This window comes from Aerococcus sp. HMSC10H05, from assembly GCF_001806975.1.
GTDB lineage: Bacteria > Bacillota > Bacilli > Lactobacillales > Aerococcaceae > Aerococcus > Aerococcus viridans_B.
This window is the reverse complement of sequence record NZ_KV787006.1, coordinates 24,943-40,572: the sequence shown is the minus strand read 5'-3', so window position 1 is coordinate 40,572 and position 15,630 is coordinate 24,943. Positions and strand designations below refer to the sequence as shown.

Annotated in this window: 16 protein-coding genes and 1 riboswitch; all 16 genes read left to right on the top strand. The window is 36.3% G+C overall.

Translation table 11 applies throughout. The features are described from left to right. The first annotated feature begins 208 nt into the window (after positions 1-208). The 16 genes from HMPREF3116_RS08055 to HMPREF3116_RS07980 all read left to right on the top strand — a co-directional run bounded on the left by HMPREF3116_RS08055 (position 209) and on the right by HMPREF3116_RS07980 (position 15,599). Positions 209-1,069: a CvfB family protein gene (locus tag HMPREF3116_RS08055; protein ID WP_070469053.1), complete on the top strand. Its 861-nt coding sequence runs from the start codon at positions 209-211 to the stop codon at positions 1,067-1,069. A gap of 102 nt (positions 1,070-1,171) precedes the next feature. Continuing rightward, complete coding sequence (gene xerD / locus HMPREF3116_RS08050; RefSeq protein WP_070469051.1) at positions 1,172-2,071, top strand: site-specific tyrosine recombinase XerD; 900 nt, start codon at positions 1,172-1,174, stop codon at positions 2,069-2,071. A gap of 184 nt (positions 2,072-2,255) precedes the next feature. Next, positions 2,256-3,167: an ABC transporter ATP-binding protein gene (locus tag HMPREF3116_RS08045; RefSeq protein WP_070469050.1), complete on the top strand. Its 912-nt coding sequence runs from the start codon at positions 2,256-2,258 to the stop codon at positions 3,165-3,167. After that, positions 3,157-4,452, top strand: coding sequence for an ABC transporter permease (locus HMPREF3116_RS08040; RefSeq protein ID WP_070469049.1), 1,296 nt, complete (start codon positions 3,157-3,159; stop codon positions 4,450-4,452). The genes HMPREF3116_RS08045 and HMPREF3116_RS08040 overlap by 11 nt, the downstream gene beginning before the upstream one ends. Before the next feature lie 183 nt (positions 4,453-4,635). Then, positions 4,636-5,037, top strand: a complete 402-nt coding sequence (locus HMPREF3116_RS08035) for a reductase (protein WP_070469048.1) — start codon at positions 4,636-4,638, stop codon at positions 5,035-5,037. Positions 5,038-5,052: 15 nt separating this feature from the next. After that, a complete protein-coding gene (locus tag HMPREF3116_RS08030) occupies positions 5,053-5,808 on the top strand; it encodes a segregation/condensation protein A (RefSeq protein ID WP_070469047.1) in 756 nt (251 codons plus the stop codon). Then, positions 5,805-6,419: an SMC-Scp complex subunit ScpB gene (scpB, locus tag HMPREF3116_RS08025; RefSeq protein ID WP_070469045.1), complete on the top strand. Its 615-nt coding sequence runs from the start codon at positions 5,805-5,807 to the stop codon at positions 6,417-6,419. The genes HMPREF3116_RS08030 and scpB overlap by 4 nt, the downstream gene beginning before the upstream one ends. Before the next feature lie 24 nt (positions 6,420-6,443). Then, positions 6,444-7,166 carry a pseudouridine synthase gene (locus tag HMPREF3116_RS08020; RefSeq protein WP_070469043.1) on the top strand — a complete coding sequence of 241 codons (723 nt, stop codon included), beginning with the start codon at positions 6,444-6,446 and terminating at the stop codon, positions 7,164-7,166. A 62-nt stretch (positions 7,167-7,228) separates the two neighbouring features. Beyond that, positions 7,229-7,347: riboswitch (FMN riboswitch) on the top strand. Between the two features lie 106 nt (positions 7,348-7,453). Then, entirely contained in the window at positions 7,454-8,074 is a 621-nt protein-coding gene (locus HMPREF3116_RS08015) for an ECF transporter S component (RefSeq protein WP_070469042.1), read from the top strand. A gap of 92 nt (positions 8,075-8,166) precedes the next feature. Further along, positions 8,167-9,243 carry a helix-turn-helix domain-containing protein gene (locus tag HMPREF3116_RS08010; RefSeq protein ID WP_070469041.1) on the top strand — a complete coding sequence of 359 codons (1,077 nt, stop codon included), beginning with the start codon at positions 8,167-8,169 and terminating at the stop codon, positions 9,241-9,243. Beyond that, the gene (locus tag HMPREF3116_RS08005; RefSeq protein ID WP_070469039.1) at positions 9,218-10,699 is read left to right on the top strand and encodes a RecQ family ATP-dependent DNA helicase; all 1,482 of its coding nucleotides are present in this window, start codon (positions 9,218-9,220) and stop codon (positions 10,697-10,699) included. Before HMPREF3116_RS08010 ends, HMPREF3116_RS08005 begins: the two co-directional genes overlap by 26 nt. A gap of 96 nt (positions 10,700-10,795) precedes the next feature. Further along, complete coding sequence (locus HMPREF3116_RS08000) at positions 10,796-11,584, top strand: LysM peptidoglycan-binding domain-containing protein (protein WP_070469035.1); 789 nt, start codon at positions 10,796-10,798, stop codon at positions 11,582-11,584. A 26-nt stretch (positions 11,585-11,610) separates the two neighbouring features. Then, entirely contained in the window at positions 11,611-12,291 is a 681-nt protein-coding gene (cmk, locus tag HMPREF3116_RS07995; RefSeq protein ID WP_070469033.1) for a (d)CMP kinase, read from the top strand. 175 nt (positions 12,292-12,466) lie between these two features. Continuing rightward, positions 12,467-13,753, top strand: a complete 1,287-nt coding sequence (gene rpsA / locus HMPREF3116_RS07990; protein ID WP_070469031.1) for a 30S ribosomal protein S1 — start codon at positions 12,467-12,469, stop codon at positions 13,751-13,753. Positions 13,754-13,850: 97 nt separating this feature from the next. Then, entirely contained in the window at positions 13,851-15,161 is a 1,311-nt protein-coding gene (gene der, locus HMPREF3116_RS07985) for a ribosome biogenesis GTPase Der (protein ID WP_070469029.1), read from the top strand. 162 nt (positions 15,162-15,323) lie between these two features. Further along, positions 15,324-15,599 (top strand): HU family DNA-binding protein, encoded by a 276-nt coding sequence (locus HMPREF3116_RS07980; RefSeq protein ID WP_016897591.1) that lies wholly within the window; start codon positions 15,324-15,326, stop codon positions 15,597-15,599. Positions 15,600-15,630 lie beyond the last annotated feature (31 nt).

Genomic DNA, 15,630 nt, shown 5'->3' with positions numbered 1-15,630 from the left:
TCACCAACACTATTTGACACAGAACCCTTTTTATTATATATATACGCATACATTATTTTAATGAATAGTATTGAAATAATAACCATTTACCTTTGAATAGGAATCGAGTATAATCAATTGTTTGAAGTATGGCGGTACGACTAAATAATGAATTAAATATGATACAATAGCACTAATATAAACAATGGGTCAGCTGAAGGAGAAAAATATGAGCGCACAATTAGCTACTGTTATTAAAGCATTGGTAACAGATCAAAATGATAAATTTTATTCAGTACAAAAAGAGGGTATTACTTACCAACTTGATAAAAACGAGGGCGATTACCAATTAGGTGATGCAGTCCGAGGTTTTATTTACGAAAATATGAAACATACAAAAATGATGACAACGCGATTACCAGAAATACGTCAAGGTCGTTATGGTTGGTCGACGGTTACAACGATTCGTAAAGATTTAGGTGTTTTTGTGGATATTGGCTTGGCAGATAAAGAAATTGTTGTTTCTTTAGATGACCTACCAAGTGAAAAACACTTATGGCCTAAAAAAGGTGACCGGTTATTTATCCGTTTAGAAGTAGATAAAAAAGGCCGTATCTGGGGTAAATTAGCAGAAGATCAAGTTTTTCAACAAATTACAAATAAATTATCACCACAATCGAAATCTTGGACCAATCAAGAAGTCAAAGGGACGGTCTATCGCGCTAAGTTAGTTGGTACTTATGTGATTACAGATGATTATTTCTTAGCTTTCATTCACGAAAGTGAGCGATTAGAAGAACCGCATTTGGGTCAAGAAGTACAAGGTCGCGTAATTGGTATTGGGCAGAATGGAAACTTGAACATTTCTCTAAAGCCACTTGCACATACAGTCATCACTGAAGATGCACAAATGATTTTAGCTTTATTACAACGTCAACCAAATCATTTCTTACCTTACCATGATAAATCTAATCCAGAGGATATCCGCGACTATTTTGGTATTTCTAAGGCACAATTTAAACGGGCTGTAGGGAACTTGTTAAAAAACCGTCAAATTGAGCAAGTTGACGGTGGTATCCGCCTTAAGTAATCAAGCTTAAAGTAGTAATCAACTGAGTTTTCCAGAATTTATTAATAAAGTAAGCTACTTTAAATTCAGTAGCACGTTTTGTTGAGTGAAGAAAGGGCAAGCATGAAGTTAAGTGAAGTGATTGAAGATTTTTTAAATACGATGCGCGTAGAAGAAGGACTGGCTGAAAATACCATCATTTCCTACAAGCAGGAGTTAAACAGAATGATGACTTATCTAGGTCGTCAGGGGGTTGAGCGTGTTCAAGAAATTGATCAAGCTACGGTGCTCACACACCTCAAGTGGATGAATGAGGACCAGCTAGCAACATCTACAAGGTCACATTATGTGTCAACCTTACGACATTTCTTTCGGTATTTAAAATTAGATGGTGTTATTGAAAGCAATCCAATGGAAAAGATTTCTCTACCAAAGAAAATACAACATTTACCAGCAGTATTAACCTTAGATGAAGTGGATCGCATTCTAGCTGCTCCAGATGTGAGCAGGCCGTTAGGATTACGAGATAGAACGCTATTGGAGACCCTATACTCAACTGGTATGCGTGTTTCTGAAATTATTCATATCAAATTAGCAGACATTCACCTAGATATGGGTTTTATTCAAACAATTGGTAAAGGGGATAAAGAACGATTGGTACCGATTGGGGAGTTGGCTGAAGAATGGATTAATAGGTATCTAACTGAAGGACGTCCTAAGTTAGTTAAAGATGAAGACGAGAGTCAAGATTATTTATTTGTGAATAATCGGGGCAAACCTTTATCTAGACAAGGCGTTTGGAAAAACTTAAAGAAAATGGTTATGATGGCGGATATTACTAAGGACATTAGTCCTCATACGCTACGGCATTCTTTTGCAACACATTTACTTGAAAATGGGGCCGATTTGAGGGTGGTACAAGAGTTACTTGGTCATTCAGATATTTCGACCACACAAATATATACCCATATTCATGCACAATATATGAAAGATATTTATAAGCAAAACCATCCACGAGCATAAAAAAATCAAAAATTGTGCGATAAATATAACTCATTATAAAAAGTAGGGCTTTTCCTGCTTTTTTTTTGCATATATTCAATATGATGTATTTTTTTTTAAAATTATGAAGATATTTAACCATTTATTTATTTTATAATATAAGTAGGCGAAAAAATTTTCATTAAAAATTCGAGGAGGAAATCGTATGTTAGAAGTAGAACACCTACGCAAAACCTTCGGCAAACTTGTCGCAGTGGATGATGTTTCATTTGACATTCAACCAGGCACTATCCTAGGTATCGTAGGTCAAAATGGTTCTGGGAAAACAACAATATTCCGTATGATTTTGAATTTTCTAACACCAGAAAATGGTGGTCAAGTAAAGTGGGAAGGACAGCCATTACATATGAAAAAGGTATATGATATCGTGGGCTACTTACCTGAAGAACGTGGACTTTATGAAGCGATGACAATTGAGAAACAAATTACATATTTTGCTCGATTACGTGGAATGAAAAAACATGAAATTGATACCAAAATTGATGAATGGCTAGAAAATTTTAACGTGAAAGGTAACCGTAAAGATAGAATTAAGACGTTATCGAAAGGTAACCAACAAAAGGTCCAATTGATTGCAACCTTAATTCATGAACCAAAATTGGTTATATTAGATGAGCCTTTCTCAGGTTTAGACCCAGTCAATGCTAGTTTCTTAATGGAAGGTATTATGCGGTTACGAGATAAAGGTGCATGTATTATTTTTTCCAGTCATAATATGTCTAATGTACAAGATATTTGTGATGCTGTGATTATGATCCATAACGGACATCAAAAGTTTTTTGGCCCTATTAATGAGGTAAGAAATGCTTATGGAAAAACGAGATTGTTCATTCAAGCTGACGGTTGGGATGAAAATACACTTTCAGCGTTGGAAGGAGTAGACGAAGTTACTCAATTAGCAACAGGAGAATATAGGTTAATTCTACAAGATGAAAACATAGGGCCTGATTTGTTTGATACAATTTCTAATGGACAGTATGTCCAATCCTTTAGCCAACAACCGCCGACATTAGACGAAATTTTCAAAATGGAAGCAGGTGGACGTCATGAGAAATAGTCGATTAGCGATTATTATTGAAGAAGTCTACAAGAAAAATGTATTTTCATGGTCATTTGTAATGTTATTACTCAGTCCTATTTTAATGGTTGCAGTAGTTGCTATCATTGCAACGATTATTGGATCAGCTACAGCCTCTGATTCAATTGGAACGGTTGCTATTGTGGGTGTTTCTGATCAAACTGGCAAAGCAATAGCAAATCAAGATAATGGACAAAATCAATTAATATTTGATCAAGATACTGCACAAGCTGAAGCGGCCTTAGCGAATGAAGAAATTGATGGCTATCTGAAAGTAGATGAAAGTGATCCAGAAAATATTCAAGCAGACTTCTATCGAAGTAATACAGGTAAAAATATTTCTACAGATGGATTCCAAAATGTATTAGAGGATATTCAACTATCGAACAGATCCGAATCTTTAGGGTTGTTAGAAGAGGAAGCTAGTTATCTATTGGATTCAAGCGTGCCACTTCATAACCAAACGGTTAATTTAGAAGCCGGTACTACCGAAAGTAGCCAAGATTTACAATCGATGTTTCGAACAGGGGTTGCTTATGTAGTATCCTTTATAGTATTCATGTTTGTCATGAACTATATCTCCATTATTTCACAAGAAATTGCTGTGGAGAAAGGATCTAGAATTATGGAAATCGTCTTATCATCCATTTCATCCAATACACATTTTATGGGTAAAATGATTGGGATTTCCTTAGTACTATTAACCCAAGTAGCTTTCTATGCTATTTTATTAGGTATTGCATTTATCACGTTGATGCGCACACCCTTACCACCAGAAATTCAAAGTTTCTTAGGAAATGAATCTATTCTAACTTTACTAGGATCGTCATCATCAGTCCTTATGTGGTCAGGCTTATTAGCATTCTTAGGCATCATTACCTACTCAGTATTAGGTGCATTCTTAGGGTCACTCGTTTCAAATGTACAAGATGTCAACAAAATGGTCACGCCAATTATCTTGCTTAGTATAGTAGGCTTCTATATTGGTATGTTCGGATTAGGTTTCTCTAATAATATTTTAGTAAGAGTAGGATCACAAATTCCATTCTTTACACCATTCGTTATGCCATTTAGGATTGCAACTGAAACAGTATCGACAACAGAATTAGTTTTGTCGGTTATTATTTCACTCCTATTTTCTATTTTATGTTTATGGTTATCAGCCAATTTCTACCGGTCAAATGTACTGACCTACTCAGACAAAGGCTTATTTGGTACCTTAAAACAATCTTACAACTTGAGGCAAAATGAGAAAAAAAGTTAAGATAAACAAGTTAGCCAGGTCTGGTTGGCCTGGCTATATTCGATTTATTGGTTGCATTAAATGACGAACACAATCTTTAAAAGAAGCTATTTTAGTAGAGAAAAAATTGCCTTGACTAGAGATCTATGCTAATGTACTCTTACACATACTTTGTTATTAAGCAAAAGTAAAAGGAGGGCAAAAATGTTAGTGCCTTATATAGGAAGATACGAGAAAGTCGTAATGGGCCTATTATCCTACATCCCTGAATTTAAAGAGTTTTCTGAACTTAAAGAAGAGATGAATAAAATAGATCAGCATGAGCGTAAGATTTATTTATGGAAAGATGCTGATTCAGATAATATTATCGGATTAGTGGGATTTGATCAACATGATGATACAGATACTTTAGTTGTGCGTTATTTATCCATCAATCCTTCTTTTAGAGAAGAAGGACTTACTTATGATATACTGACGGCATTAAAAAAAGAGTATCCCGTTTATTCCCTTACTGGAGTAATTTCTCTATCAACAATTTTGTCAAAATGGACAAAGCGTCGCCAAGAGGAATCTGATAATAATCAAGAACACACTACCCAAGTCTAGGAGATAAGTGTCAATATGAACGAGCAAACAAATGGATTAACACTAGATCTAGCGGCCTTTGAGGGGCCGCTAGATTTACTATTACACTTAATTAAAGATTTAAAAGTGGATATTTTCGATATTCCAATTAATTTAGTTACAGACCAATATTTAGCCTATATTCATACTTATGAAGCGCTATCTCTGGATGTTGCTTCAGAATATTTGGTGATGGCCGCTACATTACTGGAAATTAAAACGCAAATGATGTTACCTAAAACACCTAAAGAGGTTGTTGAAGAAGAGGAAGATCCACGCGATTCTTTGGTAGAACAATTACTAGCTTTCCAACAATATCAAGAGATATCTCATATATTAGCGGATAAACAGGCTGAAAGATCTTTAGAATACACCAAGCAACCAACTGATTTATCAGCATATCAAGCTAAAATACCGATGACTGGACGCCAACTAACGCCGGATGACTTATACAGAGCTATTCAAAAAATGGCCTTCCGATTAAAGAATCAACAACCGATCCAAACAACGATTGCGGGAGAACTTTACTCAGTAAGTGCTGCAATGGCTGATATCCGTGAAGCCTTTGTCTCGTCAAACCGAAATGTTTTAATGTTCCAAGATACTGTTTTTATTGGTAAAATTCACTCACGAAGTCAAATTGTCAGCTTGTTTCTAGCAATTTTAGAATTAGTGAAGTCAAATGAGTTATACTTATACCAAGAAAACTTAAGGGCAGATATTCAATTGATTAGACGGGAGGAAAGTGAATGAATGCAGTCGCTGCGATAGAAAGTTTACTTTTCGTAGCAGGTGAAGACGGTATTGCTGTGGATGAACTTGCGAATTTACTGGAAATAAAGTCAGAATGGGCCTTATATTATGTGATGGTATTGAGAAATCGTCTGCAACACGATCCGCAATCGGGTTTGAGAATTACAGTGATTAATGAACGGGTCCAATTGGTGACAAAAGCGACATATGGTGATGTAGTGAAGAAATATGCGGTGTCTCCTTTCGCTACAAAACTATCACAAGCAGCTTTAGAAACGTTAGCGATTATTGCCTACCAACAACCGGTGACAAGGATGACAATTGATGATATCCGGGGCGTTCAATCGTCAAACATGATCCATAAATTGCTAGAGCGAGATTTAATTATGGAAACGGGTCGACAAGATTCACCGGGGAGACCAATCATATATGAGGTGACATCTTACTTTTACCAATACTTTGGATTAGAGTCTTTAAACGACTTGCCAGACATCCATAATTTAGTGTTAGATGGGTCTGTAGATGAAGAAACCCTTTTTAAAATAGATGAGCATGGCGAACCCATGCAAAAGGAATTCAACCAAATAACAAAAGACGAGCCAACAGAATAGGTCACCAATAGGAGTTATTGAATAATGGAAAGATTACAGAAAGTGATGGCACACGCAGGAGTTGCCTCTAGACGAGAATCAGAGAAATTAATTACGGCGGGACGCGTCAAAGTTAATGGACAAGTTGTTAGAGAATTAGGAAAAAAAGTGTCAAATTCTGATCGTATTGAAGTAGACGAGGTACCTATTTATAAAGAAGAGCCAGTTTACTATGTATTTTATAAACCAACTGGCGTGATTTCTGCTGTAAAAGATGATAAAGGGCGTAAAGTTGTGACAGACTTTTTTCCAGATGTCGAACAGCGTATTTATCCGGTAGGACGATTAGACTACAATACATCCGGTTTACTGTTGTTAACCAATGACGGTGAATTTGCGAATACTTTAATGCACCCGCGTTACGAGATTAATAAAGTTTATGTGGCAAAAGTTGAGGGGATTATTACTGGAGAAGAGCGTAAGCAATTAGAACGTGGCGTTGAAATTGATGGTGGTAAAACAGCACCTGCACAAGCTAAAATTCTTTCTGTTGATAAGGATAAAAAAACAACAATTATTGAGGTGATTATCCACGAAGGACGTAATCGCCAAGTCCGTAAGATGCTTGAAGCAGTAGGACACCCCGTTACTAAATTAAAACGCGAACGCTACGGATTTTTAGATCTTAAAGGCTTAAAACCAGGAGATAGTAGAATTTTATTGAAGCATGAAATCGAAGAGCTATTAACGATTGCTAAGAAGAAATAAGTAATATACTTGAAATAAGTAAGATACTTGCTATAATAAGAGTAGTAAGAAAATAAATTTGAAGCAATCTTCAGGGCAGGGTGAAATTCCCGATCGGCGGTAAAGTCCGCGACTCCCATTTTGGGACTGATCTAGTGAAATTCTAGAACCGACTGTAAAGTCAGGATGGAAGAAGATGGGCGAACAAAGGCTGTTTGTCTATACTCTTTTTACCTTGAAGGTGGAAAGAGTTTTTTTATTTCCACTTTTGAGTGCCGACCCATGAAGTAGAAAAGGAGAGCATTTATATGGGAAAGAATCACACTAAGGAAATAGTATTGGTTGCAATTGTTGGGGCATTATCATTTATTTTGATGTTTATTGGTTTTCCAATCATCCCAGCGTTACCCTATTTAAAGGTAGACTTTTCATTGGTGCCAATCTTACTTGTTGCTTTTATTTCGGGACCCAAAAAAGCTACTGCAGCTGGCTTAATTGCAAATGGCTTACATTATATTTACACTGGTGGTGAGATGGGTATTCCAATAGGAGACGCTACTGCCTTTATCGCTACTATAGCCTATATCTTACCGATATACTATCTATTAAAAGATCAAATGGTAACAGTATATTCAGGTAGAAAGTCAGCTAAAGAAATGAACTTTGCAAAAACGATTGCCGCATATTTATCAGCTACTCTTTCTTTAACGATTGTGATGACTATCTTAAACTACTTCGTGATTACGCCATTCTACATGCAAGTAATGAACTTCGATGTAGGTAATATGCAAACATATATCCTAGCGGGTATTATCCCATTCAATCTGATCAAAGGCGTATTGGTTTCACTATTGGCACACTTTGTTTTAGTTCAAAGTTTACCAACTTTAGTCAGTCGATTTGGAACGCTCGAATATTCACACCGTTGAAAATGAAGATAGACTCATTTTTTGCTATAATAGAGACCAAAGGATAAATAACAAACGCAAAAATATTATATAGGAATGTTGGAGGGGTAGAATTGGATACTTTATTAATGGCGATTGCTTTTAAGGTCCAAGCCCTCCCTCAAAATTCTGTATACCAAGTGTTGATTGGCAAGCGAACTGCTACAACACTTTTTTTTGCTTTTTCGAATCATTTAACCGCTTATTTGGGGCTGTACCCTAAACTTCAAAAAAATGTCTGGCTATCCTATACTCAAAATGTAGAAGACTATATTTCAATAGAGGCAATTTTTCGGCAAGATAACCATTCAGAGTTTATGGAGTTAATTTTTGATAAAATATTACCCAGTCGAAATGGTCTAATTATTGCAAATCATCATCATAAACACCATCTAGCCTTTAAATTATTGTTGCAAGTATTATCCAATCACCTAGCTGAAAATTCACATTATAGTCCAATTGTTCAAGATTTAGATATACAACAATTTATCAAAAGTTTTGTATTAATGATAAAAAGAGAAAATGCTGATAAAGCTGATTTAACAGCCATAGGTCATAGCCTCCACCAGCAATTAATCAAGGACCTTACCGATTTTCCCAACCAGGCAGCCTTGTTATTCCTTGAGCAGTTTGAGGGCGCTCAATTACCAGCACAAACCCTTGAACAAGCTGCTGAAAATCATCAGCTTTCTAAACGTGCAGTTGTCATTACACAACAAGCTGTGTTGGACCAACTCTATCAGAATTGGCTGAGTGGGGAGACTTTAGAGGATACCACTCATTGGCTTCAAGTATTCACCAGAGGACTTTTTAACCAGTTTCCAATTTGGAACCAAACAACACAAGAAACTTTGGATATGTTCAATCAAGGGAACAGCTTGGAACAAATTGCGTTTAAAAGAGGATTGAAACTCTCTACAATTACAGAACATATCATCGAGATATCTTTGAGTAATCCCAAAATCATCGAACCATTGGTAGTTGAGTTACTTGACTTAAAGGATATTGGCATTTTAATAACAACTAAACCAGATGTAACCTATGAAGGCTTTAAGGATAGATTTGGAGAAAAAGCGTATTGGTTATATCGCTATTGGCATATTGTGTACCAGAAAGGAGATCATCATGATCGATTGGCATCAACGTCTTAAAGAAATGACAGGTTATCAGGCTTTTAAGCCAGGACAATTGACAAGTTTAGAGGCCTTAGAGTGTCAAGAAAATGTGATCGCTATCTTACCAACTGGTGGTGGCAAATCCTTAATTTATCAAATCCATCAATATCATGAAAAGGGTGTTACACTAATTATTTCGCCACTGATATCCTTGATGCAAGATCAAGTAAGTCAGTTGCAACAAATGGGATTAGGTAGAGGTATTGCCATAAATTCTACCTACAACCGTCAAGAACAAGAGTATATCTTAAATCATCTATCTGACTATCAATTCTTGTTTCTTTCACCCGAAATGCTGCTTAAAGAACCAGTGATGCATGCAATTCAACAAATGTATATTCACTTGTTGGTCATTGATGAGGCGCATTGTATTTCTCAATGGGGTTATGATTTCAGGCCACAATATACTGAATTAAAAAGTGTACGTCAGCGCTTAAACTATCCTAAAACATTGGCTTTATCAGCAACAGCTAACCAGACAGCATTAGCTGATATTCAATCATACTTATTTGAAGCATATGAATCTGTTCAACTCATTAAAGAATCAGTAGATCGTCCCAATATTTTTTATTTGTTTGATGAAATCGAATCGGATGAAGTAAGAATACATAAACTACAAGACTGGTTAGATATGCTACCTAAACCAGGTATCGTTTATGTGCATCATAAAAGTGAGTTAGAAGAACTTAACCAATGGATGAAAGATCATACAGATTTGCGGGTAGCTTCTTATCATGGGGATAAAAGCCTAGAAGACCGGCATATTATTCAAAGCCAATTTCTTCAAGGTGAATTAGACGTTGTTTTTGCTACATCCGCTTTTGGCATGGGGATTAATCATAGTCATATCCGGTTTGTTTTACATTATCATTTGCCTAAAAATATGGCTGATTTTATTCAAGAAGTAGGACGGGCAGGTCGGGATCAAAAGCAGTCAGTCTCAATCGTCTTATATGACAAAAGAGAGGCAGCTAGACTACAACAAATGCGACGATTATTAGAGGGCGAGGCTGATTTATTAGATGAGTTATTAGTCCAATTGTTTAACGGGGACTTACCACAACAACAGATAGGTCAATATGCAGAGAGTATAGGAGCCATGTTGTATTTTTATGGCCATCATTTCTCTGATTACCAATCGGCTAAAGTACATGCAGAAAAATTGCGAAATGAACGACTTCAACAAATTTATCAAATGCTAGATTTAATGAATAATGAACATTGCTATCGGGATTTTCTCTTGCGTCAGTCTGATGCGTCAACTGCTGAAAAAAATCAATTATGTTGCAGTAATTGCCAGCCGAATTATAGAAATAATAGTGTTTGGCAAAAGTTAATAGATTTGCCAAATCGAGTAGCTACTAACAAGAAGCAAGTAAACGAAGATTTTCAACAAATGTGGACCCAGCGTTTGCAAGCATTATTATCTTGAAAACGCTGTATAAAGTTTTATTAAATTCACTAAAGAAATACTGACATAAAAGGGGGTTCATGGTACAATTCTTGGTGTTGAGAAAGGGGTATATGGATGAAATTCTGGGATAAGTTGACTAAAAAAAATCAAGATAAAACAGAAGTAAATATTGAACAAAAATCTGAACAAGGTAGTTCGGTGTCTTCTGAACAAACTCCCCCTACAAGTGATGACTTTCAGAATCAAGGGTTTGGCGAATTTGAAAATTTGAAAAATCAAAAGTACACAAGAACGGCTCGTAATAAGAAAAATAATCAAGATACAGTATCAACAACTTCAAAAGTTATCGCCTTCTTACTTTTTGTGATGATTGTTGTGCCTTTTTTATTGATTGCCTATATGAAAAATGAAGATAAGGTACCTGAACCTGAATCAACTGAACAAGTGATGATTTCGAAAACACAAAATATTGAATCCATCTCAAAAGCGAGTGAGTCAGCATCCATTTCAGCATCTGAATCAGTTTCTGCGTCAATCGCTGCATCTGAAAGTGCAGTAGCCGCTTCAGAATCAGAATCTGCCCGTCTAGCATCTGAACAAGAATCATCAAGTATCGCTGCTAGTATAGCGGAGTCAAATGCTGCAGTAGCGGCTTCAGAAGCAGCAGCGCAAAGTGCTGCTGAATCTGCATCAATTGCAGAGTCACAAGCAATAGCGGAGCAAGAATCAATTGCTGCTTCAGAAAGTGCTTCGACTTCAACAGGTACTTATACTGTTCAAGCAGGAGATAACTTATACCGTATCGCTGTAAACAATGGCATGACCTTAGATGAATTACTTGAATTGAATGGTTTACAACAGGGTTCTAGTATTGGACCAGGAACCGTTCTACGTGTGAATTAATATAGAATGAAAGAGTGGTGGACAGATTGTCTAAAGCAATTCAAGTTGCAATCGATGGACCGGCATCATCTGGTAAGAGTACAATTGCTAAAAAAATTGCTAAAAAGTTAGCTTATGTTTATTTAGATACAGGAGCTATGTATCGTGCAATCACTTTATTAGCCTTAGAAAACAACATCGCGGCTGAAGATGTAGAGAAATTAAAAGTACTAGCAGAAGCTAGTGAAATTACCTTTGAACCTACCAAAGATGGTCAACGTGTACTGGTAAACGGGTTAGATCAGTCTGCAGAGATACGTACTGATCGTATCTCTAAACAAGTATCAAAATACGCTGCAGTGTCAGAAGTTCGTCAGGTTTTAGTTGAAAAACAAAGAGCTTATACACAAAACGGTCAGGGCGTTGTGATGGATGGGCGCGATATTGGAACAGTCGTATTACCAGATGCAGAAGTAAAGATATTCCTGACTGCTTCTGCTGAGGAACGTGGCCGTCGCCGCTTTTTAGAAAACCAAGAAAAAGGTTATTCGGATATGAATTTAGTTGATTTAATTGAGGATATAAAACGTCGTGATTTATATGACACAACAAGAGAAGATAGTCCGTTAGTACCAGCAGATAATGCGGTAATGCTTGATTCATCTGGCTTAACGATTGAAGAGGTAGAGGATAAGATTCTAGCCGAAATTCAGCAAGCAATAGCATAAATAAACTTGCAAAAATAACAACAATCACAAAATGAGGCAAAACTCAAGAGAATTTTGCCTCGTTTTGTTGTCTTTGAGGAATAAATGTTGAATATATTTTAAATAAATGATACAATAGTAATTGATCATTGGCTTAGTGCGAATGAGGTAGTACACTTAGGAGAGGATTTAAAGTATGTCAAACGAATTTGAACAAAATCAAAATAATGAAGAAATTCCATCAATGGAAGAGATTCTAGCTGAATCAGTAGAAGTAAAAATTGGAGATACTGTTACAGGTGAAGTATTATCAATCGACGATAATCAAGTAATTGTTGGTATCGAAGGTGCAGGTGTTGAAGGGGTTATTCCTTTCAAAGAATTATCTGCTCAACCAATTGACTCAATTGAAGAAGTTGCTAAAGTTGGCGACACTTTAGAGTTAGTTGTAATTAAACAAATCAAAGAAAAAGAAAATGGTTCATTCTTACTTTCTCGCCGTCGTATCGAAGCGAAAAAAGTATGGGCTGAATTAGAAGTTAAAGCTGAAAACGGTGAAACAATCACTGTTCCAGTTAAGAGCGTAGTTAAAGGTGGATTAGTTGTTGATGCGGGTGTCCGTGGTTTCATCCCAGCTTCAATGGTTGAAGACTTTTTCGTTGACGATTTCTCTCCATACAAAGGCCAAGAATTAGAAGTTAAAATTGTTGAAATTGAACCTAGCGAAAACCGTTTAATTCTTTCTCACAAAGAAATTGCTGCTGAAAAACGCATTGCTGAACGTGCAGAAAAATTAAACTCATTCCAAGAAGGCGATAAAGTAACAGGTACAGTAGCACGCTTGGCTAACTTCGGTGCATTTATTGACTTAGGTGGTATCGATGGTTTAGTACACATCTCTCAAATCGCTCAAGCACACGTTAACCATCCTTCAGATGTATTAAGCGAAGGACAAGAAGTTGAAGTATTAGTGCTTTCAGTAGATGAAGAACGTGGACGTATTTCATTATCTATTAAAGCTTTACAACCTGGACCATGGGAAAATATTGAAGAAAAAGCACCTAAAGGTGCAGAATTAGAAGGTACTGTACGTCGTTTAGTTGACTTCGGTGCATTCGTTGAAGTATTCCCAGGTGTTGAAGGTTTAGTTCACATTTCTCAAATTTCTCATGACCATATTGCTACACCAGCTGAGAAGTTAACAGAAGGTCAAGCTATCCAAGTTAAAGTTTTAGACGTTGATGCTGAAAACGAACGTTTATCACTATCTATTAAAGCCTTAGAAGAAGCACCAGAAGTTGATGCATCTGCACAGTCTGCTGCACCTCGCGAAGAAAAACGTCAAAACAAACCTCGTAAACAAAACAACAACCGTCGTAACAATGCTTCTCAAGCATCATCAGACGATGAATCAGGTTTCACATTTGGTGATTTATTAGGTGACCAATTGAAAAACATCGATTTCGGCGACGATAATGAATAATAATTATTAATAAACCATAAGTTTGGTTTGATGGTAGGTTGGGGAAACTCGCCTACCTTTTTTATTTAAATGTTTGCTATTGAAAGGGGGCAAAACGATGTCTAATTTAACAATTGCAATTGTCGGTAGACCAAATGTGGGTAAATCTACTATTTTTAACCGTATAGTTGGTGATCGAATTTCAATTGTCCAAGATGAACCTGGCGTTACCCGTGATAGAATTTATGCGCAAGGAGAATGGTTAGGTAAACAATTAAATGTGATTGATACAGGTGGTATAGAATTTAATGACCAAGATTTCATGACACAAATTCGCTTGCAAGCTGAAATTGCAATGGAAGAAGCAGATGTCATTATTATGATGACGAATGTCCGTGAAGGTGTAACAAAGACCGATTCTCAGATTGCGAGTATGTTACGTAAAACAGATAAACCTGTTGTTTTAGCAGTGAATAAGGTGGATAATCCAGAACAAAGAGCTGAAATTTACGATTTTTATTCATTAGGGTTAGGGGATCCATATCCAATTTCTGGCTCTCATGGCCTAGGAATCGGTGATATATTAGAAGAAGTATTCCATTTGGCGCCTGATGATATTGAAAATGATGATGATGACGATACAATTTCCTTTGCTTTAATTGGTCGTCCAAACGTTGGTAAATCATCATTAGTAAATGCAATTTTAGGTGAAAATCGTGTAATTGTATCGAATGTTGCAGGTACAACTCGTGATGCAATTGATACCAGTTTTGAAGATGAGGGGCAAGTCTTTAAAATTATTGATACTGCAGGTATCCGTAAACGTGGTAAGGTCTATGAAGCAACTGAAAAATACTCTGTAATGCGAGCTATGCGCGCTATAGAAAGAGCACAGGTATGTTTAGTTGTCTTGAATGCTGAAGAAGGTATTCGTGATCAAGATAAGACAATTGCAGGATACGCGCATGAAGCGGGTCGTGGTATTATGATTGTTGTGAATAAATGGGATACCATTGAAAAAGATCATCATACGATGAAGAAATTTACAGATGATATTCGTCGTGAATTCCAATTTATTGATTATGCACCAATTATTTTTGTGTCTGCAGAAACTAAACAGCGTTTAACCCAGTTACCGGAGATGATTGCTCATGTCTATGGCAACTTTAATCGCCGTGTACAATCTTCATTATTAAATGAGGTATTAGTCGATGCAATTCGTATTAATCCAGCACCTTCTGATAAAGGTAGAAAATTACGTATTTACTATCTGACACAAGTAAAAACTTCACCTCCAACTTTTGTCGCTTTTGTGAATGATGAAGAATTGATGCACTTCTCATATGAGCGCTTTCTTTCAAATCAAATCAGAAAATCATTTGATTTCTTAGGGACACCTATTCAAATCATAACAAGAAATAGAAAATAACGAAAAAGGTGCAAAATCCTATTATTTTATGCCAAAAACGTTGTTATATAGCGGTTTGTATGGTATTCTATAAAAGGATTATCCGAGAGACATTTCGATTATCCCGTATATTTATCTTAGAATAAATATATCCGAAAGAATTTCGGAGGAGGTGAAATTAGAATGGCAAATAAAGCAGAATTAGTACAAAATGTTGCAAATGCAGTAGGTGATTCTAAAAAAAGTGTAGCACCGGTTGTAGATGCAGTTTTCGAACAAATCGAAGCATTTTTAGCTGACGGCGAAAAAGTTCAATTAATCGGTTTTGGTAGCTTTGAAGTTCGTGATCGTGCAGCGCGTAAAGGTCGCAACCCTCAAACAGGCGATGAAATTGAAATTCCTGCAAGCAAAGTACCAGCTTTCAAACCTGGTAAAGCATTAAAAGATGCAGTTAAATAGAAACAATCTATAATCGTTGATATATCAAGGT

Excerpts from the sequence above, each read along its gene's own strand:
- HMPREF3116_RS08045 (WP_070469050.1), top strand. The coding sequence starts at position 2,256 with ATGTTAGAAGTAGAACACCTACGCAAAACCTTCGGCAAACTTGTCGCA.
- HMPREF3116_RS08040 (WP_070469049.1), top strand. The coding sequence starts at position 3,157 with ATGAGAAATAGTCGATTAGCGATTATTATTGAAGAAGTCTACAAGAAA.
- HMPREF3116_RS08020 (WP_070469043.1), top strand. The coding sequence starts at position 6,444 with ATGGAAAGATTACAGAAAGTGATGGCACACGCAGGAGTTGCCTCTAGA.
- HMPREF3116_RS08030 (WP_070469047.1), top strand. The coding sequence starts at position 5,053 with ATGAACGAGCAAACAAATGGATTAACACTAGATCTAGCGGCCTTTGAG.
- HMPREF3116_RS08000 (WP_070469035.1), top strand. The coding sequence starts at position 10,796 with ATGAAATTCTGGGATAAGTTGACTAAAAAAAATCAAGATAAAACAGAA.
- HMPREF3116_RS07980 (WP_016897591.1), top strand. The coding sequence starts at position 15,324 with ATGGCAAATAAAGCAGAATTAGTACAAAATGTTGCAAATGCAGTAGGT.
- scpB (WP_070469045.1), top strand. The coding sequence starts at position 5,805 with ATGAATGCAGTCGCTGCGATAGAAAGTTTACTTTTCGTAGCAGGTGAA.
- HMPREF3116_RS08015 (WP_070469042.1), top strand. The coding sequence starts at position 7,454 with ATGGGAAAGAATCACACTAAGGAAATAGTATTGGTTGCAATTGTTGGG.
- der (WP_070469029.1), top strand. The coding sequence starts at position 13,851 with ATGTCTAATTTAACAATTGCAATTGTCGGTAGACCAAATGTGGGTAAA.
- HMPREF3116_RS08055 (WP_070469053.1), top strand. The coding sequence starts at position 209 with ATGAGCGCACAATTAGCTACTGTTATTAAAGCATTGGTAACAGATCAA.
- xerD (WP_070469051.1), top strand. The coding sequence starts at position 1,172 with ATGAAGTTAAGTGAAGTGATTGAAGATTTTTTAAATACGATGCGCGTA.
- rpsA (WP_070469031.1), top strand. The coding sequence starts at position 12,467 with ATGTCAAACGAATTTGAACAAAATCAAAATAATGAAGAAATTCCATCA.
- HMPREF3116_RS08035 (WP_070469048.1), top strand. The coding sequence starts at position 4,636 with ATGTTAGTGCCTTATATAGGAAGATACGAGAAAGTCGTAATGGGCCTA.
- HMPREF3116_RS08005 (WP_070469039.1), top strand. The coding sequence starts at position 9,218 with ATGATCGATTGGCATCAACGTCTTAAAGAAATGACAGGTTATCAGGCT.